Source organism: Streptomyces sp. NPDC047061 (assembly GCF_040643955.1).
GTDB lineage: Bacteria > Actinomycetota > Actinomycetes > Streptomycetales > Streptomycetaceae > Streptomyces.
The window spans coordinates 200250-226596 of sequence record NZ_JBEYVI010000006.1 but is presented as its reverse complement, the minus strand read 5'-3'; the positions used below and the strand labels follow the sequence as shown (position 1 = coordinate 226596).

At 71.5% G+C, this 26347-nt stretch carries 20 protein-coding genes; 10 read left to right on the top strand and 10 right to left on the bottom strand.

Features of this window, described 5'->3' with window-relative positions:
- Window positions 1-52: 52 nt before the first annotated feature.
- Window positions 53-3439 carry a S41 family peptidase gene (locus tag ABZ887_RS13185; RefSeq protein ID WP_361287206.1) on the bottom strand — a complete coding sequence of 1129 codons (3387 nt, stop codon included), beginning with the start codon at window positions 3437-3439 and terminating at the stop codon, window positions 53-55.
- A gap of 167 nt (window positions 3440-3606) precedes the next feature.
- On the opposite strand from ABZ887_RS13185, the gene ABZ887_RS13180 reads away from it, so the two are divergent.
- The 9 genes from ABZ887_RS13180 (at window position 3607) to ABZ887_RS13140 (ending at window position 15392) form a co-directional block, all read left to right on the top strand.
- Complete coding sequence (locus ABZ887_RS13180; RefSeq protein ID WP_361287203.1) at window positions 3607-4212, top strand: TetR/AcrR family transcriptional regulator; 606 nt, start codon at window positions 3607-3609, stop codon at window positions 4210-4212.
- A gap of 123 nt (window positions 4213-4335) precedes the next feature.
- Window positions 4336-6585, top strand: coding sequence for an MMPL family transporter (locus ABZ887_RS13175; RefSeq protein WP_361287200.1), 2250 nt, complete (start codon window positions 4336-4338; stop codon window positions 6583-6585).
- Between the two features lie 141 nt (window positions 6586-6726).
- Entirely contained in the window at window positions 6727-7248 is a 522-nt protein-coding gene (locus tag ABZ887_RS13170) for a YbaK/EbsC family protein (RefSeq protein ID WP_361287197.1), read from the top strand.
- A complete protein-coding gene (locus ABZ887_RS13165) occupies window positions 7245-8090 on the top strand; it encodes a DMT family transporter (RefSeq protein WP_361287194.1) in 846 nt (281 codons plus the stop codon). Before ABZ887_RS13170 ends, ABZ887_RS13165 begins: the two co-directional genes overlap by 4 nt.
- Before the next feature lie 776 nt (window positions 8091-8866).
- Window positions 8867-9877 carry an ABC transporter ATP-binding protein gene (locus ABZ887_RS13160; RefSeq protein ID WP_361287368.1) on the top strand — a complete coding sequence of 337 codons (1011 nt, stop codon included), beginning with the start codon at window positions 8867-8869 and terminating at the stop codon, window positions 9875-9877.
- Entirely contained in the window at window positions 9874-11238 is a 1365-nt protein-coding gene (locus ABZ887_RS13155) for an ABC transporter permease (protein ID WP_361287191.1), read from the top strand. The genes ABZ887_RS13160 and ABZ887_RS13155 overlap by 4 nt, the downstream gene beginning before the upstream one ends.
- Before the next feature lie 13 nt (window positions 11239-11251).
- Window positions 11252-14005, top strand: a complete 2754-nt coding sequence (locus tag ABZ887_RS13150; RefSeq protein ID WP_361287188.1) for an alkaline phosphatase family protein — start codon at window positions 11252-11254, stop codon at window positions 14003-14005.
- A gap of 149 nt (window positions 14006-14154) precedes the next feature.
- Window positions 14155-15036 carry an NAD(P)-dependent oxidoreductase gene (locus ABZ887_RS13145; protein ID WP_361287185.1) on the top strand — a complete coding sequence of 294 codons (882 nt, stop codon included), beginning with the start codon at window positions 14155-14157 and terminating at the stop codon, window positions 15034-15036.
- Window positions 15037-15116: 80 nt separating this feature from the next.
- The gene (locus tag ABZ887_RS13140) at window positions 15117-15392 is read left to right on the top strand and encodes a DUF1876 domain-containing protein (RefSeq protein ID WP_089102439.1); all 276 of its coding nucleotides are present in this window, start codon (window positions 15117-15119) and stop codon (window positions 15390-15392) included.
- A gap of 41 nt (window positions 15393-15433) precedes the next feature.
- Here ABZ887_RS13140 and ABZ887_RS13135 read toward each other — a convergent pair whose 3' ends face one another.
- The 6 genes from ABZ887_RS13135 to ABZ887_RS13110 form a co-directional block, all read right to left on the bottom strand.
- Window positions 15434-16603: a serine hydrolase domain-containing protein gene (locus tag ABZ887_RS13135; RefSeq protein WP_361287363.1), complete on the bottom strand. Its 1170-nt coding sequence runs from the start codon at window positions 16601-16603 to the stop codon at window positions 15434-15436.
- 114 nt (window positions 16604-16717) lie between these two features.
- Window positions 16718-17122, bottom strand: coding sequence for an organic hydroperoxide resistance protein (locus ABZ887_RS13130; protein ID WP_361287360.1), 405 nt, complete (start codon window positions 17120-17122; stop codon window positions 16718-16720).
- A 174-nt stretch (window positions 17123-17296) separates the two neighbouring features.
- Window positions 17297-17770, bottom strand: coding sequence for a MarR family transcriptional regulator (locus tag ABZ887_RS13125; protein ID WP_361287182.1), 474 nt, complete (start codon window positions 17768-17770; stop codon window positions 17297-17299).
- Between the two features lie 98 nt (window positions 17771-17868).
- Complete coding sequence (locus ABZ887_RS13120) at window positions 17869-18645, bottom strand: ABC transporter ATP-binding protein (RefSeq protein WP_361287179.1); 777 nt, start codon at window positions 18643-18645, stop codon at window positions 17869-17871.
- On the bottom strand, window positions 18633-19394 hold the full coding sequence (cbiQ, locus tag ABZ887_RS13115) for a cobalt ECF transporter T component CbiQ (RefSeq protein ID WP_361287176.1): 762 nt from the start codon (window positions 19392-19394) through the stop codon (window positions 18633-18635). The genes ABZ887_RS13120 and cbiQ overlap by 13 nt, the downstream gene beginning before the upstream one ends.
- A 1-nt stretch (window position 19395) precedes the next feature.
- Window positions 19396-20427, bottom strand: coding sequence for an energy-coupling factor ABC transporter permease (locus ABZ887_RS13110; RefSeq protein WP_361287173.1), 1032 nt, complete (start codon window positions 20425-20427; stop codon window positions 19396-19398).
- A gap of 177 nt (window positions 20428-20604) precedes the next feature.
- Here ABZ887_RS13110 and ABZ887_RS13105 point away from each other — a divergent pair, with 177 nt between their 5' ends.
- Window positions 20605-20952: an SsgA family sporulation/cell division regulator gene (locus ABZ887_RS13105; protein WP_361287170.1), complete on the top strand. Its 348-nt coding sequence runs from the start codon at window positions 20605-20607 to the stop codon at window positions 20950-20952.
- Between the two features lie 9 nt (window positions 20953-20961).
- Here the strand turns inward: ABZ887_RS13105 and ABZ887_RS13100 are convergent, their stop codons facing one another.
- The 3 genes from ABZ887_RS13100 to ABZ887_RS13090 form a co-directional block, all read right to left on the bottom strand.
- Window positions 20962-22632: a penicillin-binding transpeptidase domain-containing protein gene (locus ABZ887_RS13100; RefSeq protein WP_361287167.1), complete on the bottom strand. Its 1671-nt coding sequence runs from the start codon at window positions 22630-22632 to the stop codon at window positions 20962-20964.
- A gap of 104 nt (window positions 22633-22736) precedes the next feature.
- Window positions 22737-24347 carry a penicillin-binding transpeptidase domain-containing protein gene (locus tag ABZ887_RS13095; protein ID WP_361287164.1) on the bottom strand — a complete coding sequence of 537 codons (1611 nt, stop codon included), beginning with the start codon at window positions 24345-24347 and terminating at the stop codon, window positions 22737-22739.
- A gap of 155 nt (window positions 24348-24502) precedes the next feature.
- Complete coding sequence (locus tag ABZ887_RS13090) at window positions 24503-26296, bottom strand: phospholipid carrier-dependent glycosyltransferase (protein WP_361287161.1); 1794 nt, start codon at window positions 26294-26296, stop codon at window positions 24503-24505.
- Window positions 26297-26347 lie beyond the last annotated feature (51 nt).

Genomic DNA, 26347 nt, shown 5'->3' with positions numbered 1-26347 from the left:
TGGGGGGCGGGTGCGGCGCCGTCGTGGTTGCTCGCGCAGTTCCCCGCGCCCCTTACGGGGCGCTCGTCGGCCTTGGGGGAAGCTTCGGGCGGGATCTGTTCGGGGCCTCGGTGTAGTCCGGGGGGACCGCTGCCGGGTGGTCGGTCAGGAGGTCCAGGGCCAGCTGGATGGCGTCGTCCATCTCGACGTGGCGGCCCTCCGCCCAGTCCAGGGGGGTGCGCAGGACCTCCACGTCGGGGGCGACGCCGTGGTTCTCCACGGACCAGCCGTAGTCCTCGAACCAGGCCGCGTTCATCGGCACCGTGATCACCGTGCCGTCGCCGAGGCGGTGCCGGCCGGTCATGCCGACCACTCCGCCCCAGGTGCGCTGGCCGACGACCGGGCCGAGCCGCAGCAGCCTGATCGCCGCGGTGATCATGTCGCCGTCGGAGGAGGTGGCCTCGTCGGCGAGTGCGACGATCGGGCCGCGCGGGGCGTTGGAGGCGTACGACACCGGCTGGGCGTTCCTCGTCAGGTCCCAGCCGAGGATGGTCCGGGTGAGCTTCTCCACGACGAGTTCGCTGATGTGGCCGCCCGCGTTGCCCCGCACGTCGACGATGAGCGCCGGCCGGGAGACCTCCATCCGCAGGTCGCGGTTGAACTGGGCCCAGCCCGAGCCGCCCATGTCCGGGATGTGCAGGTAGCCGCACTTGCCGCCGCTCATCTCCCGTACCACCTCACGGCGTTTGGCCACCCAGTCCTGGTAGCGCAGCGGCCGCTCGTCGATCAGCGGGAGGACGGCGACCCGGCGCGGCGGCCCCGACTCGCCCTCGCCCGGGGTGAACGTCAGCTCCACCGTCGTCGCCCCCGCCCCCGCGAGCAGCGGGAACGGTCCGGTCACCGGGTCCACCGGACGGCCGTCCACGTGGGTGAGCACCGCGCCCTCCCGGATGCCGGTGCCCGCGAGCGGGGACCGCGCCTTGGAGTCGGACGAGTCGCCGGGCAGGATCCGCTTGACCGTCCAGCCGGCCTCCCGGCGCACGAGGTTGGCGCCGAGCAGGCCCTGGAAGCGCTGGTAGTGCGGCGGGCCCTCGTTGCGGCGGGCCGGGGTGACATAGGCGTGCGAGGTGCCGAGCTCGCCGAGGACCTCGCGGAGCAGGTCGGCGAAGTCGTCGGGGGAGGCGACCCGTTCGACCAGCGGACGGTACTGGTCGAGCACGCCGTCCCAGTCGATGCCGCACATCCCGGGGTCCCAGAAGTAGTCCCGGATGAGGCGGCCTGCCTCGGCGTACGACTGGCGCCACTCGGCGGGCGGGTCGACCTCGTGCAGGATGCGGCGCAGGTCGATCCAGACGGTGGTGTCGCCGTCGCCGGACTCGGTCGACGGAACGGCCCGCAGCTCGCCCTCGTCTATGACGACCAGCCGGCTGCCGTCGCCGCTGACCGTGAACCAGTCCAGGTGGTCCACGAGTTCGGACTTCTTCGCCTTGCTGATGTTGAAGTACTCGAGGGTCGGCCGGCCGCTGGTGTCGGCCGGGTTGACGAAGGTCTCGCCCAGCGCGCCCGAGATCGGCCAGCGCAGCCAGACCAGGCCGCCGCCCGCGACCGGGTACAGCGCCGAGTACTTGGAGGCGGTGACCGGGAACGGGGTCACCCGGCTCTCCAGGCCCTCGACCTCGACCGTCACCGCGCTGCCGTCGCCGGGCTCCTCCTCGTCCTCGACGGGGTCCAGGCCGCCGGCTGCCGGGCGTCCGTCCGGGTTGAGGGCGAAGGGGGAGGGGGTCGCGGAGGAGAGCGGGACCAGGTAGGGGCGGCAGCCGAGCGGGAACGACAGGTCGCCGGTGTGGACGTCGTACACCGGGTCGAAGCCGCGCCAGGAGAGGAAGGCGAGGTAGCGGCCGTCGCGGGTGAAGACCGGGTTCTCGTCCTCGAAGCGGCCGTTGGTGACGTCGATGACGAGCCGGTCGCTGATGCGGGCCATCTTGATCTGCCGCAGGGACCGGCCGATGCCCGGATGCGACCAGGTCAACCATGACCCGTCCGGCGAGAAGGCCAGATCACGGACCGGTCCATTGACCGACTGGATCAACTCGGTGACCACGTCGTCGGAGCCCGAGCCGTCAACGGAGTCAATGTCGGAGGGCTCGGAGGCATCAATCTCGTCAACCTGATCAATGTCGTCAACGTCATCAACGGATTCAACGGGTTCGGTAGAAGTCTCGACGACCTCGACCTCCTCGGTCACGTCGATGAGCAGCAGTCGGCCGTCGTGCGCCGCCACGGCCAGCCGTTCGCCCAGGGGGTCGGAGACCAGTTCGAGCACCCGGCCCAGCTTCCCGGAGGCCAGCCGGCGCGGTGGGCGGGCGCCGGTCGCCCGGGGCAGGTGGGCGATCTCGACGGCGTCCTCGCCCCCGGCGTCCGTGACGTACGCGATCTGCCCGGTCGAGCCGAGCATCTCCGGGAGCCGTACCCGTACCCCCGGCGTGTCGGCGATGGTGCGGGCCGGGCCGTCGCGGTGGGTGAGCCAGTGCAGGCTGCCGCGGACGACGACGGCGCTGGCCCGTCCCGTCTCGTCGACGGAGACGCCGTCGACGTGCTGGGCGGCCGGCACCTGGTAGGGGCGGCGCCCGGCCCGGGGCCCGGAGAGGCGTACGTCGAGCCTCCGGGGTGTCGCGTCCGGGCCGAGGTCGTCGACCAGCCACAGGTCGCCCGCGCACTGGTAGACGACCCTGGTGCCGTCGCTGGCGGCGTGCCGGGCGTAGAAGGCGTCGTGGTCGGTGTGCCGGCGCAGGTCGGAGCCGTCGTGGGCGCAGGAGTAGAGGTTGCCGACGCCCTCGTGGTCGGAGAGGAAGGCGATCCGGCCGCCGACGAACATCGGGGAGCACAGGTGGCCGCCGATGCCTTCGAGCAGCCGCTGCCCGTGCAGCCACAGCCTGCCCATGGCGCCGCCCCGGTAGCGCTTCCAGCCGGCCGGTTCGTGCGGCGGGGTGCCGGTGAGCAGCAGGGTCCTGCGTTCGTCCGCGATGTCGGCGACCTGGATGTCGGCGACCGGGCCCCAGGGCAGCTTGCGGCCCGGGTCGCCGTCGGGGGAGACCTTGTAGGCCCAGGTGAAATAGGAGAAGGGCTGCCCGTGCGAGGCGACCGCCAGGATGTCGGCCCTGCCGTCCGCGTCGGGCGGGGTCCAGCCGCAGACCTGGGTGTCGGCGCTGCCCCAGTAGGTCAGCTGCCGGCCGGGCCCGCCGTCGACGTCGACCAGGTGGATCTCGGGGACCAGGCTGCGCCAGCTGGTGTACGCGATCCGGCGGCCGTCCGGCGAGAAGCGGGGGTGGCCGACCTTGGTGCGGTCGACGGTGAGCCGCCAGGCGCGGCCCGGGGTGTCGAGCGAGGTCAGCCAGAGGTCGTCCTCGGCCACGAAGCACAACAGGTCTCCGCTGAGATGCGGCAGGCGCAGATAGCTCACCTCCCCATGCTTTTCCGGTGGCGGGGGGCCAGCAACTCGTGGGAACTCACGGATTTCCCGCTCACGTGAGACAACGCACGTACGAAACGGTTTCGTTTCTGTAGATCGCAGGGTATCTTCGAGACGTAAGCACGAAGGTGCCCATGGAGCAGTGAAGGGTGAGTGGCATGACTGAGGTCGCAACGGCGCGTCGCAGTCGCATCACGCCCGAGCGTGAGGCCGAGTTGTACGAGGCCGTGCTCGACCTGCTCCGCGAGGTCGGTTACGACGCCCTCACCATGGACTCCGTCGCCGCCCGCACCAAGTCCAGCAAGGCCACCCTCTACCGCCAGTGGGGCGGCAAGGCCGAGCTGGTGGCCAGGGCGGTGCGGTACCAGAAGCCGGGCGCCGCGATCGACGAGATCGACACCGGGTCGCTCCGCGGCGACCTGCACGCTCTCACGATGCGCTCGGACGACTGCGAGATGGAGCAGAACTCCGCGCTGATGCGGGGTCTCGCCATGGCGATCCACGGCAACCCGGATCTCCTGCAGGCGTTCAAGGAGCACCTGATCGAGCCCGAGATGGCCGGGTTCCGCCAGGTGCTGCAACGGGCGGTCGACCGGGGCGAGATCCGTGCCGACAACCCGGCGATCGACTTCGTGATGCACATGATGATCGGTGGATTCGCCGCTCGCTCCCTGATCGACGAGCAGCCGCCCACCCAGACCTTCCTGCTGTCGTACATCGACGCCGTCGTGCTCCCCGCCCTCGGCGCACCCGTCACCTGCTGACGACTCCCCGCAGCAAGCCCACCTGACGTCTCCGCTCACGTCGTCGGGCCGATCACCCCTGCCCCCACCGGGTTGATCACCCCTGCCCTGAATACCCCACGACCTGACCGGGAGTACGCCCTCGTGGCCACGTTCCTCTACAAACTGGGCCGGCTCGCCTTTCGGCGACGGCACTACGTCGCCCTCATATGGGTGGCGCTGCTGACCCTCGCCGGAGTCGCGGCCGCCTCGGCCCCCGCCGCCGGCTCCAGCTCGTTCTCGATCCCCGGCACCGAGGCCCAGAAGGCCTTCGACCTGCTGGACCAGCGCTTCCCCGGCTCCAGCTCCGACGGCGCCACCGCGCGCGTGGTCTTCAAGGCGCCGGCCGGCGAGAAGATGACGGACAAGCTCAACAAGGCGACCGTCAAGAAGACCGTGAAGGAACTGGCCGGCGGCTCGGAGGTCACCTCCGTCTCCGACCCCTACAAGCAGCACGCCGTCAGCAAGGACGGCACGGTCGCCTACGCCTCGGTGCGCTACGACGTCTCCGGTACGGAGCTCAAGGACTCCTCCCGCGACGCGCTGGAGACGGCCGCGCACGACGCCCAGAAGGCCGGGCTGACCGTCGAGGTCGGCGGTGACGCGCTCCAGGCCGGGGCCGAGGCGGGAGGCGCCGGTGAGGCCATCGGTCTCGCCATCGCCGCCGTCGTCCTCGTCGTCACCCTCGGCTCACTGGTCGCGGCCGGACTGCCACTGCTCACGGCGATCATCGGCGTAGGCATCGGCGTCTCCACCATCACCGCCCTCGCCAAGACACTCGACCTCGGCGACACCACGTCCACACTGGCGCTGATGATCGGTCTCGCGGTCGGCATCGACTACGCGCTGTTCATCGTCTCCCGCTACCGCGGCGAACTGGCCGAGGGCCGCGACCGCGAGGAGGCGGTCGGCCGCGCGGCCGGTACGGCCGGCTCGGCGGTGGTCTTCGCGGGCCTCACCGTCGTGATCGCGCTCGCGGGCCTCTCGGTCGTCGGCGTGCCGATGCTGACGAAGATGGGCCTCGCGGCGGCGGGCACGGTCGTGGTCTCCGTCCTCATCGCGCTGACCATGATCCCGGCGATGCTCGGCTACGCGGGCCGGCGGGTCAGGGCCGCGGGCGAGAAGCGCCGGACGCACGCCCATGCCACCCGCGAGGACAAGCCCGGCCTGGGCGCCCGCTGGGCGAGCTTCGTGGTCCGCCGCCCGGCGGTCGTGCTGCTGCTCGGCGTGGTCGGACTGGGCGCGATCGCCCTCCCGGCCACCCAGCTCGAACTGGGCCTGCCCGACGACGGCTCGCAGCCCACGTCCACGACCCAGCGCCGCGCGTACGACCTGCTGTCGGAGGGCTTCGGTCCCGGCTTCAACGGGCCCCTGATGATCGTGGTCGACGCCAAGGGCAGTGACACCCCCAAGGCCGCGGCCACCAGGGTGGCCGACGACATCAAGGGCCTCAAGGACGTCGTGACGGTGACCCCGGCGGCGTTCAACAAGGCCGGCGACACCGCGACGATCACGGTGATCCCGGACTCCAAGCCGTCCTCGGTGCAGACCGAGGACCTGGTGCACGCCATCCGCGACCAGGGTGCCGACGTCAAGGCCGACACCGGCGCACGGGTCCTGGTCACCGGCACCACCGCGATGAACATCGACTTCTCGCAGAAGCTCAACGACGCGCTGGTCCCGTACCTGGCGCTGGTGGTCGGCCTCGCCTTCCTCCTCCTCATCGCGGTCTTCCGTTCGATCCTGGTCCCGCTGAAGGCGGCCCTCGGCTTCCTGCTCAGCGTGCTCGCCGCGCTCGGCGCCGTCGTCGCGGTCTTCCAGTGGGGCTGGCTCGGCGGCCTGCTCGGCGTCGAGCAGACCGGCCCGATCATGTCGATGATGCCGATCTTCATGGTGGGCGTGGTCTTCGGCCTCGCCATGGACTACGAGGTGTTCCTCGTGACCCGGATGCGGGAGGCGTACGTCCACGGCGAGACGCCGGGCCAGGCCGTGGTGACCGGCTTCCGGCACAGCGCGCGGGTCGTGGCCGCCGCCGCGATCATCATGATGTCCGTCTTCAGCGGCTTCGTCACGTCCAGCGAGTCCATGATCAAGATGATCGGCTTCGGCCTCGCCATCGCCGTCTTCTTCGACGCGTTCGTCGTCCGCATGGCGATCGTCCCGGCAGTGCTCGCCCTGCTCGGCAAGCGCGCCTGGTGGCTGCCGAAGTGGCTGGACCGGGCGCTGCCCAACGTCGACGTCGAGGGCGAGGGCCTGCGTGCCCTGTCCGACGAGAACGCCGACAAGAACGCCGACAAGAACGCCGGCGAGGACTCCGGCAGGGACGACGAGGACCGGGAGCTGGTACGCGCCTGACGCAGGGCGCACGACAGACCGCCGGTGAGGGTCCGTGGGGACGGGGCGCCCTCACCGGCTTCCTCGTGCCGTGACCGCCCCGGCACCCCGCCCCGCGTTAACCACTCGCCGTCACTTCCCCCGCTTGGCTAGCGTGCCCCCATGACGACGACAGCCGCCACTGACGCCGACGCCGGGGACTCCGGTGCCCACCCTCGTTTCGCCGCCGCCCTGGAGGAACTCGGCCTCGGGGAGCTGACCTCGCGAATCCGGCGGTTCCCGGACGCGACCCGTACCGCGGCCGAGGCCGCCGCGGCGGTCGGGTGCGAGCTCGGCGAGATCTGCAAGTCGCTGATCTTCGCGGCCGACGGGGTGCCGGTGCTGGTGCTGATGGACGGGGCCTCCCGGGTCGACGTGGAACTGGTCCGCAAGGAACTCGGCGCCGAGAAGGTGACCCGGGCCAGGGCGGACGTCGTACGCGAGACGACCGGGTACGCCATCGGCGGCGTGCCGCCCTTCGGGCACCGGACACGCACGCGCGTGCTCGCCGACCGGGCGCTGCTGCGGCACGACGTCGTGTGGGCCGCGGCCGGCAACCCCCACGCCGTCTTCCCGATCGCGCCCGCCGCCCTGGTGGAGCACGCCGGGGCCACCGTCGTGGACGTGCGCGAGCCCACCGCGTGACCCCACTGGTCACCGCGGCCGTCCTCTTCGCCGCGGTCACGCACGCCAGTTGGAACGCGATCGCCCACCGGATCACCGACAAACTCGTCGGCTCCTCGCTGATCGCCGGCGGAGGCGTGCTGATCGGGCTGCTGCTGATGCCGTTCTCCGCCGTTCCGGCGGCCGGCGCATGGCCGTACCTGATCGCCTCCGGGGTCGTCCATGTCGCCTACTTCGCGCTGCTGATGCTCTCCTTCCGGCTCGGCGACTTCGGGCAGGCGTATCCGATCGCGCGCGGGACCGCGCCGCTCCTGGTCACGCTGTTCGCCGCCGTGTTCGCGCACGAGGTGCCGGACGCCCCGGCGGCCGCGGGCATCGCCGTGTCCTGCGCCGGGCTCACCGGGGTCGCCCTGTGGGGGTTGCGCGGCCGCCGCCCCGACTGGACGGCGATCGGGGCGGCCCTCGCCACCGGCCTGACGATCGCCGCGTACACCGTCCTGGACGGCCTCGGGGTCCGGGCCTCGGGATCCTCCGTGGGCTACATCGCCTGGCTGATGGCCCTGCAAGGGCTCGCCATCCCGGCGTACGCCCTGTACCGCAGACGCGGCGAACTGCTCACCGCGGCCCGCCCGTTCGCGGCCCTCGGGCTCTTCGGCGCCCTGCTCTCCGTCCTCGCCTACGGACTGGTCCTGTGGGCACAGACCCGCGCCGAGCTGGCACCGGTGGCCGCGCTGCGCGAGTCGTCGATCATCGTCGGCGCGGCCATCGGAGCGGTCTTCTTCAAGGAGCGCTTCGGGGTGCCAAGGATCGTGGCCGCGGGCCTGCTGGTCGTCGGGATCGGGCTGCTGCTGCACGCCGGTTGAGCGGCGGGGGAACCGTCGTCGGCCGAGTGCGGGCGGGATGCGCCCGGAGTTCCTTGCTGGTCGCGGGCACGTGGTTCCGCCGGCGTCCTGTCGGTCGACGTCCGCGGTATGACCACCGACGCCATGTTCTGATCAGGGCGGTCGCCGGTCAGCCTGCGGTACGACACAGAGGGGAGCGCGATGCGATGACAGCCGACGTGCGTCCGTTCCGGGAGTACAAGGTGGGCCTCTCGGGGCTGCAACGGTGTCACTCGCGGTAGCGCGGCGCGGGCGGGCGAGCACGCCGTTGACGAAGCGGACGAGCTCCGGCGACTTCTTCGAGACGGCGATGCCGTGCGGCTCGTAGGTGAACCGTGGGCCGGTGATGCGGGTGGTGGGGTCCTGGGCGGCTGAGTCCGGCGAGGACGTTGTCGGTGGTCGACACGGCGGCCGCGTTGCCCAGCTGCAGCTGTACGAGGCAGTCGGTCCAGTCGGCGACGGTCACCGAAAGCCGCCCTCCGGCGTCCGCGCCGTCAGGCACTCGTCGGCGGTGACGCGTTCATGCCGCCTTGCGGTTCCCTCCGTTGCGCAGGGCTCCATCTCCGGGACGACGGCCGTCATACGACCCGGGTACGTCCTGACGTTGACCGGATTCGGCCGGAATTCGCCTCCCTCCTGGCCGACTTGCCGTTGCCTTGACGAACCGTTCGACGGGCGTTCAGCCATTCGTCTGTGCCCAAGTTGTGTGTTCTCCATAAAGTCCCTGCGGATTGCGGAAGAAGGGACGCATGGGACTCATGGACACACCGCACGCAGTCCAGGCCCGTGGGATCACCAAGTGCTTCGGTGACGTCGTGGCGCTGGACGCCGTGGACCTGGACGTGACGCAAGGACAGATCCACGGCCTGGTCGGCCCGAACGGCGCCGGCAAGACGACCCTGCTCGGCCTGCTGCTCGGGCTGGCCGTCGCCGACGGCGGCCGGCTGGAGATCCTGGGCACCCCGGTCGAGCGGGCGCTCGCCGCTCCCGACGACGTCGCCGGCTTCGTGGACGCGCCCGGTCTCTACCCCTCGCTCACCGCCCGGCAGAACCTCGCCGCGCTGGCAGCGCTCCGCGGCCTCGACACAGGGGCTACGGGGAGCACGGGAACCGCAGGGGCCGCGGGGGGCACGGGGGCCACAGGGGGCACGGCGGTCGACGACGTGCTCGCCGAGGTCGGGCTCACCGACGTCGCCGACGACAAGACCCGCGGCTTCTCCCTCGGCATGCGCCAGCGGCTCGGGCTCGCCGCCGCCCTGCTCACCCGGCCCCGGCTGCTCGTCCTCGACGAGCCCTCCAACGGCCTCGACCCGGCCGGCAAGAGGCACGTGCACGGCGTCCTCACCCGGCTCGCCGCCGACGGCACCGCCGTGGTCCTCTCCAGCCACCGGATGGACGACCTGGAGGCGCTCTGCTCCGAGGTCACCATCCTCGCCACCGGACGCGTCGTCTTCTCCGGCCCGCTGACCAAGCTGGCCGCCGAGAACCGCGAACTCGACTACCGGCTGCGCACCTCCGACCCCGAGACCGCGCGCCGGCTCGCCGCCGCCACGGCCGGCATCCGGCTCGTCGACGACACCGGCCTCGGCGGTCTCGGCCTGCGGAAGGACCCGGACGTGCTCGTCGTACGCGCCCTGGTGCCCGCACTCGACCAACTCGTCGCGGAGGTCGTGCGGTCGGGCGTCGCGGTGCGCGAACTCGCCCCCGTCGTCTCCCCCCTCGAAGCCGCGTTCCTCGCCCTCACCGAGCACCAGGAGGCCGGACGATGACCGCGACCACCGCCACCGCCCCCACGGGCACCGCACCCGCCGCCGCCCGTCGTGTCCCGGTCTCGCGCGGTTACCGCTTCGAGCTGGTGAAGCTGGTCTCGCAGTGGCGGATCCGGCTGCTGGTGCTCGCCTGCTGGATCGCACCGGGGCTGTTCGTCGCGGGGGTCAGCCGGCAGAGCACGCTGCCCGCCGACACGCTCTTCGGACGCTGGATGCACGCGACCGGCTGGGCCGGACCGCTGGTGATGCTCGGTTTCGCGGGCACCTGGGCGCTGCCGCTGCTGACCTCGGTGGTCGCCGGTGACGTGTTCGCCGCCGAGGACCGGCTCGGCACCTGGCGCCACCTGCTGGTGGCGGTCCGCTCGCCCGCGCGGATCTTCGTGGCGAAGTCACTGGCCAGCCTCACCGTGATCCTGCTGCTGGTGGCCGGACTGGCCGCCTCCAGCACCCTCGGCGGGCTGGCGCCGGTCGGCAACCAGCCGCTCGTCGGCCTCGACGGCCACCTGCTGGCGCCCGGCGACGCGGCCGGCCGGGTCCTGCTCGCCTGGGTCGCGGCCCTCGCCCCGACCCTCTCCCTCGCCGCGATCGGACTGCTCGGATCGGTCGCCCTCGGCCGCTCCCCGATGGGCCTGCTGCTGCCCCCGATCGTCGCGCTCGCCATGTCGGTCGCCCAGATGCTGCCGCTGCCCGTCGCCGTCCGCCTCGCCCTGCCCGGCTACGCCTTCATCTCCTGGAACGGCCTGTTCACCAGCCCCGCCCAGCTCGCCCCGCTCCTCGTCGCCGTCGCGGTGAGCCTGGCGTGGGCGGTGCTCGCGACGGTCCTCGCCTATGTGCTGTTCGTACGGCGGGACTTCACCAACCCGGCCTACGACGGCTCCGGGCGCCGCGCGCTCACCCTCGGCGTGCTGCCGCTGGCCGCGCTGACCGCCGTCACCGTCGGCGCGGTCGCCGTGGCCACCCCGTCGACGGGCTCCGGGATCGAGCAGGACAAGGTGCAGAAGTCCCTCGCCACGGTCTTCGGCCACCTCTACCGGCTGCAGACCGAGCAACTGCACCGGCCCGCCGTCACCGAGGCGCAGCTGAAGGCCACGGCGGCGTGCACCAAGAGCGACGGCCAGACCGCGCAGGAGGGCGCGGGCAACGACTGGCGCTGCGTCGTGAGCTGGCACCTCCCGGGCGTCGCGGCGGTCACGGGGACGGCGATCTACCAGCTCGACATCACCTCGGACGGGCGGTTCGTGGCCGACGGCGACGGTCCCAAGGAAGTCAACGGCTACTTCCTGGTGCGGACCCCGACCGGCGACGCCCCGAATCCGCTGTGGCAGTTCGACGGCAACGTCGATCTGCTCGAAACCCAGTGAAGGGAACAGTTCCGTGCAGGTAACACGCCAGCGTCGGATCAGCGAGAAGAAACAGTTCAACCTCTTCGGCAGACGCGTCGGCCGCCGGGCCCTGCTGGTGACGTCCGGTATCGCGGTCGCCCTCGGCGTCACGGGCACCGCCGTCGCCTCGACATACCAGTTCGGCACCCAGCAGGTCGGCCAGACCACCGCCAACGGCCAGGTCGTTTCCGCCGATCAATACATCAACCCTTACGGCACCCGCAGCGTCATCAACGACGGCAAGATCATGTCGTCGGTCGTCAGCCCGGACGGCACCCACCTCGCCGCCTCGATCGCCGACGGCGACGCGTCCCTGGTCGTCGTGGACCTGGCGACCGGTCAGGTCACGCAGAAGATCGGCACCAACGCGGCCGACAACCTGCGCATCAGCAGCGGCGCGGTCGGCCAGGAGGGCCCCACCTACTCGCCCGACGGCAAGCAGCTGTGGCTCGGTCAGGCGAACGGCTACACGAAGTTCACCGTCAACGCGGACGGCACCCTCGCGAGCCCCACGGCCGTACCGATCGCGGCCGACGGCTCCAAGCAGGCGCTGGTGGGCGCGGCCGTGTTCTCGGCCGACGGCTCCACCGTGTACTCCGCGGTCAACGGTGAGAACAAGGTCGTCGCCATCGACGCGGCGACCGGCACGATCAAGCAGACCTGGGCGGTCGGCAACGCCCCGCGCGGCCTCGCCCTGGTCGACGGCAAGCTCTACGTCAGCAACGAGGGCGGGCGCCCGGCCAAGGCCGGCGACACCACCATCAACTCCTACGGCACCGACGTGGTCGCCGACCCGAAGACCGGCGCCAGCACCACCGGCACGGTCAGCGTCATCGACACCGCGGACCCGTCCGCCGCCGTCGGCACCGTCGACGTCGGCCTGCACCCGACCGCCGTGTACGCGAGCAAGGGCGCGGTGTTCGTCACCAACACCGCCGACAACAGCGTCTCGGTCATCGACAGCCGCAAGGACAAGGTCGTCCAGACGATCTCCACCCAGCCGTGGCCCGAGGCGTCCGTCGGCTACGAGCCGAACGCGGTGACGCTCACCGACGACGGCCGGCTCCTGGTGACCCTCGGCCGCGCCAACGCCGTCGCCGTCTACCGCTACACCTCCGCGCAGCAGCCCGCCCGCTACGTCGGCCTGGTCCCCACCGACTACTTCCCGTCGGGGATCACCGCCCTCGGCAAGAAGATCGTCGTCGCCAACACCCGTGGCATCGACGCGCTGCGCCCCGACGCCGCCGGTCACAACACGCACGACACCACGTCGAGCATCACCCAGTTCACGATGCCGAGCGACCAGGTCGTCAGGTCCGAGACGAACAAGGTGTTCAAGCAGAACGGCTGGACGTCCAACTCGGTCAGGACGGCCAAGAGCAACAGCCACAAGAAGGCCGTCCCGGTCCCGAAGCGGATCGGCGACCCGTCGACGATCAAGCACGTCTTCCTGCTCGTCAAGGAGAACCGCACCTACGACCAGGTCTTCGGCGACCTGCCGCAGGGCAACGGGAACTCCGCGCTCACCCAGTTCGGCGAGAACGTCACGCCGAACCAGCACGCGCTGGCCCAGCAGTTCGGCCTGTACGACAACTTCTACGACATCGGCACCAACTCCGCCGAGGGCCACAACTGGCTGATGCAGTCCGACAACCCGGAGTACACCGAGTCGTCGGCCGGCGAGTACACGCGCAGCTACGACACCGAGAACGACGTCCTCGGCCACCAGAAGACCGGCTTCCTGTGGACCGGCGCGCAGGCGGCCGGTCAGACCGTCAAGGACTTCGGCGAGTTCCAGTCGTACGAGAGCAAGCCGGCCGGCGCGACCTGGCAGAACCTGTACTGCGACAGCAAGAACATGGCTGCCACCGGGGCGCAGACCGCCTACCCCATCAAGACGGGCTCGGCGATCCCCTCGCTCAACGACGTGTCGGTGCAGGGCTTCCCGCTGTTCGACCTCGACGTCCCGGACATCTACAAAGAGCAGATCTGGAAGCAGGACTTCGAGAAGAACGGCCCGGCGAACCTGAACATGTTCTGGTTCTCCAACGACCACACCGGCGGCCCCGCGAACGCGGCCGCCGAGGTCGCCGACAACGACCTGGCGGTCGGCCGCATGGTCGACGAGATCACGCACAGCAAGTACTGGAAGGACTCGGCGATCTTCGTCGTCGAGGACGACTCCCAGGCCGGCCTCGACCACGTCGACGGCCACCGTGCCCCGGTCCAGGTCATCAGCCCGTACGCCCAGCACGGCACGGTCGACGACCACTACTACTCGCAGATCACCATGGTCCGCACCATCGAGCAGATCCTCGGGGTGCACCCGATGAACCAGCTCGACAGCGCGGCCACCCCGATGTACGGGGCGTTCACGGGCAAGGCGGACGACACCCCGTTCACCGCGGTCCCGAACCGGACCTCGCTGACCCTCGGCGTGAACCCGCAGCCGACCTGCGGCTCGGACACCCCGGCGGCCCAGGACGCCCGGGCGGCGGCCGCGCCGACGTCGGTCTCCGTCCCGGCGGCCGAGAAGACCGTCGCGGCGCAGTGGCGGACGTGGGCCTCGCATCAGCGGCTGACCGGCAAGAACGCCGTGCCGGACTACGCCAACCCCACCCAGATGAACCGTTACACCTGGTACCAGACCCACAACTGGACCAAGCCCTACCCCGGCGACAGGAAGATCTACTCGCCGAACGACGTACCGGGCGCCTACCTCCCGTCCGCGGAGAACGACGGCTGACCCGGCCCGCTCACGCGCAGGGGACCCCGGTCGGCGGACCGGGGTCCCCTGCGCTTTCCGGCACGCCGCCCGGACATCCGGCTGTCGCGCGCCGGGCGGCCCGCGGTACGCCAAGCTGGCTGCGGAACGTACGAGGACAGGGAGACGTCATGACCGACAAGCCGACCGTGGGCATGCTGGGCACCGGCATCATGGGCGCCGCGATGGCCCGCAACCTCCTCAGGGCCGGGCACACCGTCCGCGCCTGGAACCGCACCCGCGCCAAGGCCGAACCCCTCGCGGCCGACGGCGCCCAGGTCACCGACACACCGGCCGAGGCCGTCGAGGGCGCCGACGTCGTCCTGACCATGCTCTACGACGGTGCCACCGCGCTGGAGACGATGCGCGAGGCCGCGGGCGCGCTGCGCGCCGGGGCGGTCTGGGTGCAGTCGACCACCGCGGGCCTCGACCAGATCCCCGAACTCGCCGCGTTCGCCCGCGAGCACGGCCTGGTCTTCTACGACGCCCCGGTCCTCGGCACCCGCCAGCCCGCCGAGGCCGGCCAGCTCACCGTCCTGGCCGCGGGGCCCGAGCAGGGCCGGGAGACGGTCACGCCCGTCTTCGACGCGGTCGGCGCCCGCACGGTGTGGACCGGGGACGACGGTGCCTCGGCCGCCGCGACCCGGCTCAAGCTGGTCGCCAACAGCTGGGTCCTCGCGGCCACCGCGGCGACCGGCGAGGTGGTCGCGCTGGCGCAGGGTCTCGGCGTGGACCCGCAGCGCTTCTTCGACCTGATCGCGGGCGGCCCCCTCGACATGGGCTACCTGCGGGCCAAGGCCGGGCTGATCCTCGACGGCGGGCTGACCCCGCCGTCGTTCGCGGTGGACACCGCCGGGAAGGACGCCCGGCTGATCGTCGCCGCCGGCGCGAGCCACGGCGTGCGCCTGGACGTCGCCGAGGCGGCCGCCGAACGGTTCGCCCGCGCCGCCGCCCAGGGCCACGCCGACGAGGACATGGCCGCCGCGTACTTCGCCAGCTTCGAGGACCGGTAGCCGGTCCGCCGACGTGACGGTCCGGGTCCCCGAGGAGCACCCTGGAAGCAGCGATTCCGGAGGTGGACCCCATGATGAACATGATGAAGACCGCTGTGGGATGGCATGTCGAGATGGAGTTCCTGGAGGACGACACGCACACGCGTGCGGTGGCCCTGGTCCGGCTGCCCGACGGCACCGAGGTACGGGCGCACGGGCACGCGAGCCGGCACGAGTCCGACAGCAACCAGCCGAGAGTCGGCGAGGAGATCGCCGGCGCCCGCGCCCTGAACGAACTGGCCATGCAGTTGCTGAGCAAGGCGCACGGCGAGATCGACGCGCTGTCGGGGCGGCACTCGCACCCGATCAACGTGTGAGGAACGCGGGGGCGCGGGCGTACGCGGGGCGTGCGGGGCGGTTACGACAGCGCCGTGCGCACCGCGCGCACCAGCGCCTGCGCCCGCGGGTCCGCCGTCACGCTCTTGCGGAAGCCGTTGGTGACATAGCCGAAGGCGATGCCCGACCCGGGGTCCGCGAAGGCGAGCGCGCCGCCGCGGCCCGGGTGCCCGAAGGAGGCGGGGGAGAGCAGCGGGGACGCGCTGCCGTGCAGCATGTAGCCGAGCCCGAAGCGGGTGGAGACGACCAGCACCCGGTCGGGACCGGCCGACTGCTCGGTGCGGGCCAGCTCCACGGTCTCCGGGGTGAACAGCCGCGTGCCGCCGTCGACCTCGCCGATCAGGGCGGCGTAGAAGCGGGCCAGGCCGTCGGCGGTGGCGATGCCGTTGGAGGCGGGGAGGGCGGCCGCGCGGTAGCCGGGGTCGTTCTCGTCCGGCAGCGGGCTGATCGCGCCGAACGCCCGGCGGGTCAGCGACCCGTGGTCGGCGTACGCCTCGGAGACGGCCCGCTTGGGCCGGGTCCGGAGCGCGCCGGCGGTCGCGGGTGCCTCGACGGGCCCCACGCGCCCCACGCGTGCCTGCTCCGCCGCCGGGAGCCCGAGCCACAGCTCGGCGCCGGCCGGTCCGGCGATCTCGTCCGCGATCCACTCGCCGACGGTCCGCCCGGTCACCCGCCGCACCAGCTCACCGGTCAGCCAGCTGTACGTCTGGGCGTGGTAGCCGTGGTCGGTGCCCGGCTCCCACACCGGTGCCTGCGCCGCCACCGCGGCGGCGCCGAGGTCGGGGTCGGCGGCCTCCGCGGGGGTGAGCGGCCGGTCCAGCACGGGCACGCCCGCGCGGTGCGCGAGCAGGTGCCGCACCAGCGTCCGCTCCTTGCCGGCCGCCTTGTACTCCGGCCAGTACTCACCCACCGGCGCGTCCAGGTCCAGCTCGCCGCGCTGGCGCAGCAGCAGCAGTACGGCGGCGGCGACGCCCTTGGTCGCCGAGCGCACGATCTGGGCGGTGCCGTGCTCCCACGGCGCCTCGCCCGCGTCCCCGTCGACGTCCCGGGCACCGCCCCACAGGTCGACGACCCGGTGCCCGTCCCGGTACACGGCCACCGCCGCACCCCGGTCCCCGAGCAGCTCGAAGTTGCCCGCGAACGCGTCCCTGACCGGCTCGAAGCCCTCCGCCACAGTGCCGTGCACGTCCACGTTCACGTCCGGATCCCTCCACTCGCCGGTGACAGTGAGTGGAACATGGCCGCGGGACCTTGGATTCCTCGGTACGGCGTGGCCTTCGGCACGTTCCCGGGAGGGGAAGGGAGGTCAGCCGAGCACGATCGTGACCTCGATGTTCCCGCGCGTCGCGTTCGAGTACGGGCACACCTCGTGGGCGGCGTCCACCAGCTTCGCCGCGACGTCCCCGTCCAGCACCGGGAGCGAGACGCTGAGGGCGACGGCGAGGCCGTAGCCGCGCTGCTTGTTGGGGCCGATGCCGACCTTCGCGGCGACCGTGGAGCCGGTCAGGTCGTAGCCCGCGCGGTTGCCGACGAGGATCAGCGCGTTGTGGAAGCAGGCGCTGTAGCCCGCCGCGAACAGCTGCTCCGGGTTGGTGCCGTCGCCGTCCCCGCCCAGCGCCGGAGGCATCGCCACCTTGAGCTCGATCTGGCCGTCCAGACTGCTGACATACCCGTTCCGGCCGCCGTGCGCGGTCGCCTCGGCGACATACATGATCTTCGTCGGACGGGTGTCGACGGTGGCGCCTTCGATCACGGCGGGACCTCCCCCAGGGCGGAAACGGTGGTGGGCAACACAGGAGTGTGCAAGCACATCGTGCACAAGGTACCGACCGGTAGGAAGCCCTGGGAGGGGCAGGGGGTGGAAACCGTGGGTAACAGGAGCTGGCTACCCCGGCCGGGAGGCCGCCCTGCCCGCCCGCTCCGCGAGCTCCCGCAACTCCTCGCGCAGCCGCACCACGTCGGCCCCGTCGAGCCCGGTCGTCGTGAGCAGGGCGCCGGGGATGCGCGCCGCGCGCTCCCGCAGTTCCTCCGCGCGCTCGGTGCACGCGACGAGCACCGAGCGCTCGTCCCGCTCCGAGCGCTCCCTGCGCACCAGACCTGCCCCCTCCAGCCGCTTCAGCAGCGGGGACATCGTGCCGTAGTCGAGCCGGAGCGCCTCCGCCAGCTCCTTCACCGTGGTCTCGCCCCGCTCCCACAGCACGAGCAGCACGAGGTACTGCGGGTAGGTGAGCCCGAGGTCGTCGAGGAGCGGGCGGTAGGCGGCGGTCACGGCGCGCTGCGCGGCGTACAGCGCGAAGCACAGCTGGTCGTCCAGCCGCGGCGGCCCGGCGGCCGGCCCGGCGTCCTCTTGATGCGTCACGCGCCCATTGTCACGGATGCGCGGACGGGCGGGACGGTCGTCACGGAAACGCGTCATGCGCTCCCGTGCCCCGCCGCCACCCGGCCGCGACCCCGTCGTCACCCCGCCGTCGCCACGCGCGGGTCGAAACCGAAGGGCAGTTCCAGCCGGTGGGCGCGCATCAGGGCGTCGTCGCGGAGGAGTTCGGCGGTGGGCCCGTCGGCGGCGATCGTGCCGTCGCTCAGGATCAGGGCGCGCGGGCACAGCTCCAGGGCGTAGGGCAGGTCGTGGGTGACCATCAGGACGGTCACGTCCAGGGAGCGCAGGATGTCGGCGAGTTCGCGCCGGGAGGCCGGGTCCAGGTTGGAGGAGGGCTCGTCCAGGACCAGGATCTCCGGCTCCATGGCGAGGACGGTCGCCACCGCCACCCGGCGGCGCTGCCCGAAGGACAGGTGATGGGGCGGGCGTTCGGCGAACCCGGCCATGCCGACCCGGTCCAGGGAGGCACGCACGCGTGCCTCCAGTTCCGCGCCCTTCAGGCCGGCCGCCGCCGGTCCGAACGCCACGTCCTCGCGGACCGTCGGCATGAACAGCTGGTCGTCCGGGTCCTGGAAGACGATGCCGACCCGGCGCCGGATCTCGGCCATGTGCCGCTTGCCGACCGGCAGTCCGGCCACCGTCACGGTGCCCGTGCCGCCGCTCAGGATCCCGTTGAGGTGCAGCACGAGGGTGGTCTTCCCGGCGCCGTTCGGCCCGAGCAGCGCGACCCGCTCGCCGCGCGCCACGGAGAAGTCCACGCCGAACAGGGCCTGGTGCCCGTCCGGGTGGGCGAAGGCGAGGCCGGAGACCTCCAGGGAGGCGGGCGCGGGGGCGGGAACAGCGGTCACAGGGTCCATCCCAGCAGGCAGACGACAAGGGCCGACAGCGGCAGCGCGAAGGCGTACGACCACTGCGCCCGGGACGCGGTCACCTCGTCGATGACCGGCATCGAACCGGTGTAGCCACGGCTCACCATGGCCAGGTGGACGCGCTCGCCGCGTTCGTAGGAGCGGATGAACAGGGCGCCCGCGGACTTCGCGAGCACGCCCCAGTGGCGCACGCCCCGCGCCTCGAAGCCGCGGGACTCCCGGGCGATCCGCATCCGGCGCATCTCGTCGGTGATCACGTCGCCGTAGCGGATCATGAAGGAGGCGATCTGGACGAGCAGCGGGGGCAGCCTCAGCCGCTCCAGGCCGAGGAGCAGCGCGCGCAGCTCCGTGGTGGCCGCGAGGAGGACGGAGGTGGCGACGCCCAGCGTGCCTTTGACCAGAACGTTCCAGGCGCCCCAGAGGCCGTTCACGCTGAGCGAGAGGCCCAGCACGTCGACCCGCTCGCCCTCCGCGACGAACGGCATCAGCACCGCGAAGGCGACGAACGGCACCTCGATCAGCAGCCGCCTCAGGAGGAAACCGGCGGGCACGCGCGCGAGGTGCGCGACGCATGCGAGCAGCACGGCGTACAGCGCGAACGCCCACATCGCGGTGCGCGGGGTCGAGACCACGACGACCACGAAGGCGAAGGCGGCGGCGAGCTTGGTGTGCGGCGGGAGCGCGTGCACGGGGGAGTCCGCGTGCCGGTAGAGCCGGTGGGCGTGCCCCGCACCCATGTCAGAGCGCCTCGGGCGCGCTCGTACGGCGCCTGCGCACCGCCCAGAACACCGCGCTGCCCGCGACGACCGTCGTGCCGACGCCGATGACGCCCGCCAGGCCGCCGGAGAGCCGAGCGTCGGAGACGTCCTCGACGCCGTAGTCGGCGAGCGGGGAGCCGGCCGCGGCGTGCTCCTTCGTCCGCGTGTCGATGCCGTGGTCGTGGGCGACCTTCTCCAGGCCGTCGGGGCTGGCGGAGGCGTAGTAGCTGACGAACCCGGCGAGCACCAGGGAGGTCACCAGGCCGCTGATCCACAGCGTGCGCCGGGAGGTGCGCGCCGCCACGGGTGCGGCCGGCTCCGGCGCGTCGACCAGGGCGCCGTTCACGCGCAGCTTCAGCCCCTGGCGCAGGCCGCGCGCCCCGTACACCAGGTCGGGGCGTACGGCGACGACCGCGCCGACCGTGAGGGCGGTGATCGCGGCCTCGCCGACGCCGATGAGGACGTGTACGCCGATCATCGCGCCGGCCACCTTGCCCAGGGCGACGTCGGTGGTGCCGCCGACCGCGTAGAGCAGGGTGAAGGCGACCGCGGCGGCGGGCACCGAGAGCAGGGCGGCGACGAAGGCGGCGGCGGTCACCGAGCGCCGGCCGCGGGGGAGGACCTTCAGCAGGCCGCGGAAGACGGCGTACGCGACCACGGTCGTCACGATCGCCATGTCGGTGATGTTGACGCCGAGCGCGGTCAGCCCGCCGTCGGCGAACAGGATGCCCTGCATCAGCAGCACCACGGACACGCACAGGACGCCCGTGTACGGGCCGACGAGTATCGCGGCGAGCGCCCCGCCCAGCAGATGTCCGCTTGTTCCGGCCGCGACGGGGAAGTTGAGCATCTGTACGGCGAAGATGAACGCCGCCACCAGCCCGGCCAGCGGCGCCGTGCGTTCGTCGAGTTCACGGCGGGCGCCGCGCAGGCTGACCGCGAGGGCGCCGGCCGCGACGACGGCGGTGACCGCGGAAGTGGGGGCGTCGATGAATCCGTCAGGTACATGCACGGTTCGATTTTAGGGTCCTATTGCGAAGGTTTTGCAAGAGCAAGAAGGTCGTCACATCCGGAATCCCATGTGGGCGCGCAAGGGCTCCCGTGAGCGCATTCCGGAAAATGTGCGACATTGGATAAGAAAGCGGATGCACAGCTTTCGCACAGAGCACGGAGCGTAAAGGGCAGTCCGATGTCTGTAGTCGAGCAGTATGCGCGAGCCCACATCGTCACGGACGAGGACGCGCGGGACGAGCCGCCCGCGGTCCCCGTCGTCCTGCGCTACGACCCCGATACCGATCCGAGGGCGGTACAGGTCGGCCTGCCCGGCACGGACGAGTGGACGTTCTCGCGCTCGCTGCTGGAACAGGGCCTCAGGTCGCCCGCGGAGAGCGGTGACGTACGGGTGTGGCCGCTGGGCAGGGTCCAGGCCGTGGTGGAGTTCCACTCCGACCACGGCACATCGGTGGTGCAGTTCGAGTCGAAGGCACTGCTGCGGTTCCTCAGGCGCACCTACATGGCGACCCCCGTGGCCGGCTGAGGTTCTCCGCTACAGCGAAGACCCCAGCTTCAGCAGTGCCGCCACGATCGGGCCGGCCGTGTCGCCGCCGTGTCCGCCCGCCTGGACCACGCCCGCGGCGGAGAAGTCGCCGCAGTACGCGGTGAACCAGCCGTTCGGCTTCTTCTGGCCGTCGACCTCGGCCGATCCCGTCTTGGCGCCGCAGCTCGAACTCAGGCCCGACATCGCCTTCGCCGCCGTGCCGTACGCCGCCGTGTACTGCATGACCTCCTTCAGCTCCGACTGCGTCGTCGACGACATCGTGCGCGAGGCCTTCGCGATCGTCCGGTTGTCGATGCTCGGGGCGACCAGGTACGGCTGGTGGAAGGTGCCGGTGTCCACCGTGGCCGACACCGACGCCATGTTGAGCGGGTTCATGCGCACCCCGCCCTGCCCGATCAGCGAGGCGCCCATCTGCGCGCCGCTCTGCACCGGGACGGAGCCGTCGAAGGTCGGGACGCCGATGGCCCAGTTGTTCATGCCGAGGCCGTAGACCTGCTGGGCCTCGGTGGTCAGGTCGCTGTTGGACAGCTTCGGCGCGAAGTTGATGAAGGCGTTGTTGCAGGAGGCGCCGAAGCTCAGCTTGAACGAGCCCTGCTTGATCTCGGAGTCGTCGTCGTTGTGGAACGTCCACCCGGCGAGCTTGTACGTCTTCGGGCAGGGGTGCGACGCGTCCGGGGTGATGAGCCCCTTCTCGAACAGCATCGTCGACGTGACGATCTTCATCGTGGAGCCGGGCGCCAGGGAGCCCTGGAAGGCCACGTTGAAGCCGTGGCTGGAGTTGGCGACCGCGAGGACCTCGCCGGTCGACGGGCGCATCATCACGACCGAGGCGTTCTTCTGCGTGGTGACCTGCTTCTCGGCGGCCGCCTGCAGGGTCGGGCTGAGCGTCGTCTTCACGGTGCCCGGCGTGCCCTTGCTGAGCTCCAGGAGCGTCTTGTCGGAGAGCTTCTCCTTCTCGGACGCCTTGCCGCGCACCACGCGCAGCTCGACGCCCGCCTTGCCGCCGGCCTTCTTGCCGAACTTCTCCCGCAGCCCGTCGAGGACCGAGCCCAGCGACGGGTACTTGGCGGTGGTGATCTCCCCGCCGTCCCGGTCCAGCGCCTTGATCGGCGGGGTCCCGGACTCGCCGGTGACCAGGGTGTCGCCGTCCGCGAGGTCCGGGTGGACGACCGCGGCGTGCCAGTTCACCACCGGCTTGCCGTCGCTGGTCCGGCGGATCACGGTGAACGCGGAGCTGTACGACAGCGGCTTGCTGACGCCCTTGTAGGACACCGTCGCCTTCACGGAGAACGGGACCTTGTCGCCGGTGCGGGTGCCCTCGGTGAGGGTGACGCCCGTGACGTGGGCGTCCTTGGTGTAACCGGTGAGGAGCTTGACGCAGGCCGCGCTGTCGTCCGTGACGGCGGCGGCCTGGGTGACCTTGCCGTGCTGCCAGGACGACAGGAAGGTGCGCGCCGTCGTCCGCACCTCGGTGGCGGACAGCGGGCCGGTCTTGACCGGCTTGTGGTCGGCGGTCTTCGTCGACGCCGCGTCGGCCGCCCCGCCGCCGTACAGCGCGTAGAGGCCGAAGCCGGCGCCGCCGACGACCACGGCCATCATCCCGCCGATGACGGCAGGTCTCTTCTTCCGTCGCTCGACGACGCGCCTTCTCTTGCCCACAGCTCAGTTCCTCCGCGCACTTCCCCCGGGGTCCCCGTCGCCCCGTAGCCCTCACGCTCCCCAACGACGGCACCAGCCTAGAGTCCCGGCCTGTGGGAGTGACGTCAGCCACCGATCCGTAGCACACTCGCGACAATCGGTCCGGCCGCGTCGATGCCGTGGCCGCCGTCCTGGGTCATGGCCGCGGCCGCGACGTCGTCGCGGTAGCCGGCGAACCAGCTGTTCGACTTGGACTGGCCGTCGACCTCCGCCGACCCCGTCTTGGCGCCGATGCTGCCGCTCAGCCCGCGCATCACCCCGGCCGCGGTGCCGCTGGTCGCGGTGCGGTTCATCATGGCGCGCAGCTGTTCGCCCGTGGCGGGCGACAGGCCCTTCGCGGTGGCCAGTTCACGGCCGTCCAGCTTCTGCGGGACGAGTACCGGCTGGTGGAAGGCCCCCGTCTTCGCGGTCGCCGCCACCGACGCCATGTTCAGCGGGCTCATCTGCACCTGGCCCTGGCCGATCAGGTTGGCCGCGGTGTCCGGGCCGCCGGAGGCGGGGACCCGGCCGTCGAAGCTCGGGATGCCGACCTTCCAGTTGTTCTTCCCGAGCCCGAACCGGTCCTCGGCCTCCTTGGTGAGCGAGTCGACCTGCACCGAGTCGGCGTACTTCACGAACGCCGTGTTGCAGGAGCGCGCGAAGCTGTCCGAGAGGGTGGCCGTCAGGTCCGGCTGCAGTCCCTTGAGATTGCTGAAGGTCTGGCTCTGCCAGGTCGCGGTCGGCGGGCAGGGCGCCGGGCCGTTCGCCGACGTCAGGCCGGTGTCGATGAGAGTCGCCGCGCTGATGATCTTCATGGTGGAGCCGGGCGCCAGCTCGCCGAGGAAGGCCGCGTTGAAGCCGTCCTCGCGGTGGTTGGCCACCGCCAGCACCTCGCCGGTGCTGGGCTTGACGGCCACCACCGAGGACTCGGCGTACTTCGTCACCGCGGTCTCCGCGGCGGCCTGCAGGCGCGCGTCGAGCGTCGTCTGCAGCCTGCCGGCCTTCCCCTCCGCGAGGGTCAGCAGCGTGGTGTCGGCGGACTCCTCGGACGCGTGCTGGATGACCAGTTCCACGCCGGGGGTGCCGCCCGCCTTGTCGCCGTAGCGGCTGCGCAGCTCGTCCAGGATCGGGCCCAGGGACGGGTACTTGTCCTTGCTGAGGACCTTGCCGTTGCGGTCCACGGCCTCGATGGGCGGGCTCGCGGCCTCGCCGGTGGACAGGGTGTCGCCGCGCCGGAGCTCCGGGTGGACGACGGTCGGGTTCCAGTCGACGAGCGCGCGGTGCGTGGTCTCGCCGCGTACGACGGTCAGGCGGCTCTTGTAGGTGAGCGGTTTCGACTTCCCGCCGTAGGACACGGTCGCCTTCACGGTGTACGGCACGGTGGCGCCGGTCGCCTTGCCGGGCGTGATGTGCACGTCCTTGATGTGCGCCACGTCGCTGAAGGACGTGAGCACGGGTTCGGCGTCGGCGGAGTCGTTCGTGTACGACGCCGCGGTCACCGACTGGCCCTTCTCCCAGGCCGTGAAGAACTTCTGCGTGGTGTCCTTGATCTCGTCCTTCGTCGGCGGCCCGGTCCGCACCGCCGGTGTGCTGTCGCCGTGGAGTGACGACAGCACGTTGTAGGCGCCGTACCCGCCCCCGCCCAGCACGGCCGCGCAGACGCCGCCGATCAGGGCGCCCTTGACCCCCTTGCGCATGGTGCGAAAATCCCTCCCGTGAGCTTTTGCCGCATTTTGTGAACGCGTTCAAAAGCTGGTTGTGGCTCGCACTGTAGGTCGTTGTGGGGTCCCTGTGACAGGTGTTGACCCATTGTTGGCCGAACTGTTGGCCGAACGGAGATCAGGGATGTGGCTCAAACCCAGGTATCGAGCCACATACGTGAACGCCAGGAGTCGATCGGAATCGCCGTGCCCGTGTACAGCGGCCAGAAGTAGATGAAGTTCCAGGCGATCAGCAGCACCAGGACACCCGCGCTCGACGCGCCGACCAGCCGGCGGGTGTCGCTGGAGCCCGGCGGGCCGATGATCGCGCCGGCCATCATCGCCACCGCGAGACACAGGAAGGGCACGAAGACGACGGCGTAGAAGAGGAAGATCGTCCGCTCCTGGTACATGAACCAGGGAAGGTAACCGGCCGCGATGCCGCAGGCGATGGCGCCGGCCCGCCAGTCGCGGCGGAACGCCCACCGCCACAGGACGTAGGCGATCGCGAAGCAGGCCGCCCACCACAGCAGCGGCGTCCCGATCGCGAGCACCTCGCGGGCGCACTTCTCGCCGGCGTCCGACGGGCAGCCGTCCACACCCGGGGACGGCGACTCGTAGTAGTACGACACCGGGCGGCCCAGCACCAGCCAGGACCACGGGTTCGACATGTACGTGTGCGGCGACGAGAGGCCGACGTGGAACAGGTACACCTCGTGCTCGTAGTGCCACAGGCTGCGCAGCCAGTCCGGCAGGAACGTCCAGCTGCCGCCCTTGCCGTCGGTGGCCGCCCAGTTGCGGAAGTAGCCGCCGGTGCCGTCGGTGGGGGACAGGATCCAGCCGATCCAGGAGGCCAGGTAGACGACGATCGCCACCGGGACCGTCGCCAGGAACGTGATCCCCGTGTCGTGCGCCAGGGCCGCCTTGTACGGGTGCCGGGCACCGGCCACCTTGCGGGCACCCACGTCCCACAGGACCGCCATCACGCAGAACGCGGCCAGGATGTAGAGGGCGTTCCACTTGGTGCCGAGCGCGAGGCCCAGCATGAGGCCCGCCGCCCAGCGCCAGGGGCGCCACCCGAAGCGGAAGCCGTCGGCCACGTCCGCGTCCGGGCGGACCCGGCCGTCCGCGTCGGCCGGCAGCGCGGCCGCCAGCTTCGCCCGCGACCTGTCCCGGTCGACGACGAGGCAGCCGAACGCGGCCAGCACGAAGAACATCAGCACCCCGTCGAGCAGCGAGGTGCGGCTCATCACGAAGTGCAGCCCGTCCACCGCCATCAGCCCGCCCGCCAGGCAGCCCAGGAAGGTGGACCGGAACATCCGGCGCCCGATCCGGCACAGCAGCAGCACGCTCAGTGTGCCGAGCAGGGCGGTCATGAACCGCCAGCCGAACGGGTTGAAGCCGAAGATCAGCTCCCCGAGCCCGATGACGTACTTGCCGACCGGCGGGTGCACGACGTACGCCGCGTCCACCGGGATGCCGACGTGGCCGGCCTTCTGCAGGATCAGGTCGTTGGCGTTCTTGTCCCAGTTGACCTCGAAACCGCGGTGGACGAGCGCCCACGCGTCCTTCGCGTAGTACGTCTCGTCGAATATCACCGCCTTGGGGCTGCCCAGGTTCCAGAACCGCAGCAGGCCCGCCATCAGCGTCACGAGGAGCGGACCGCCCCAGCCCGACCAGCGGGTGATCCGCTCGGCGAGCACCGGGGGCACCCCCAGGGCGAGCCACAGCCGGGAGCTGGGCTCGGCGTACGGCGGCACCAGACGGTCGACGACGTCGGCCTGCGCGCCGGAGCCCGCCGCGCCTCTGCCACCGGCGGGGTGCACCGTGTGCACCGGGCTCGCCGTGTAGCCGAACCGGCGCAGCCGCTGCTGCCACGTCGGCCGCTCGTCGAGCGCTGCCTGGCCCTGCCGGGTGTCCGTGGAGGAGGACGCGGTACTGGTCACCGCGCCATCGTAGGGAACCGTTCTGTGTGAGTCCCGTGCAATGGGGCTTCG

Excerpts from the sequence above, each read along its gene's own strand:
- ABZ887_RS13180 (WP_361287203.1), top strand. The coding sequence starts at position 3,607 with ATGACTGAGGTCGCAACGGCGCGTCGCAGTCGCATCACGCCCGAGCGT.
- ABZ887_RS13170 (WP_361287197.1), top strand. The coding sequence starts at position 6,727 with ATGACGACGACAGCCGCCACTGACGCCGACGCCGGGGACTCCGGTGCC.
- ABZ887_RS13160 (WP_361287368.1), top strand. The coding sequence starts at position 8,867 with ATGGACACACCGCACGCAGTCCAGGCCCGTGGGATCACCAAGTGCTTC.
- ABZ887_RS13155 (WP_361287191.1), top strand. The coding sequence starts at position 9,874 with ATGACCGCGACCACCGCCACCGCCCCCACGGGCACCGCACCCGCCGCC.
- ABZ887_RS13145 (WP_361287185.1), top strand. The coding sequence starts at position 14,155 with ATGACCGACAAGCCGACCGTGGGCATGCTGGGCACCGGCATCATGGGC.
- ABZ887_RS13140 (WP_089102439.1), top strand. The coding sequence starts at position 15,117 with ATGATGAAGACCGCTGTGGGATGGCATGTCGAGATGGAGTTCCTGGAG.
- ABZ887_RS13130 (WP_361287360.1), bottom strand. The coding sequence starts at position 17,122 with ATGTATGTCGCCGAGGCGACCGCGCACGGCGGCCGGAACGGGTATGTC.
- ABZ887_RS13120 (WP_361287179.1), bottom strand. The coding sequence starts at position 18,645 with ATGGACCCTGTGACCGCTGTTCCCGCCCCCGCGCCCGCCTCCCTGGAG.
- cbiQ (WP_361287176.1), bottom strand. The coding sequence starts at position 19,394 with ATGGGTGCGGGGCACGCCCACCGGCTCTACCGGCACGCGGACTCCCCC.
- ABZ887_RS13105 (WP_361287170.1), top strand. The coding sequence starts at position 20,605 with ATGTCTGTAGTCGAGCAGTATGCGCGAGCCCACATCGTCACGGACGAG.
- ABZ887_RS13095 (WP_361287164.1), bottom strand. The coding sequence starts at position 24,347 with ATGCGCAAGGGGGTCAAGGGCGCCCTGATCGGCGGCGTCTGCGCGGCC.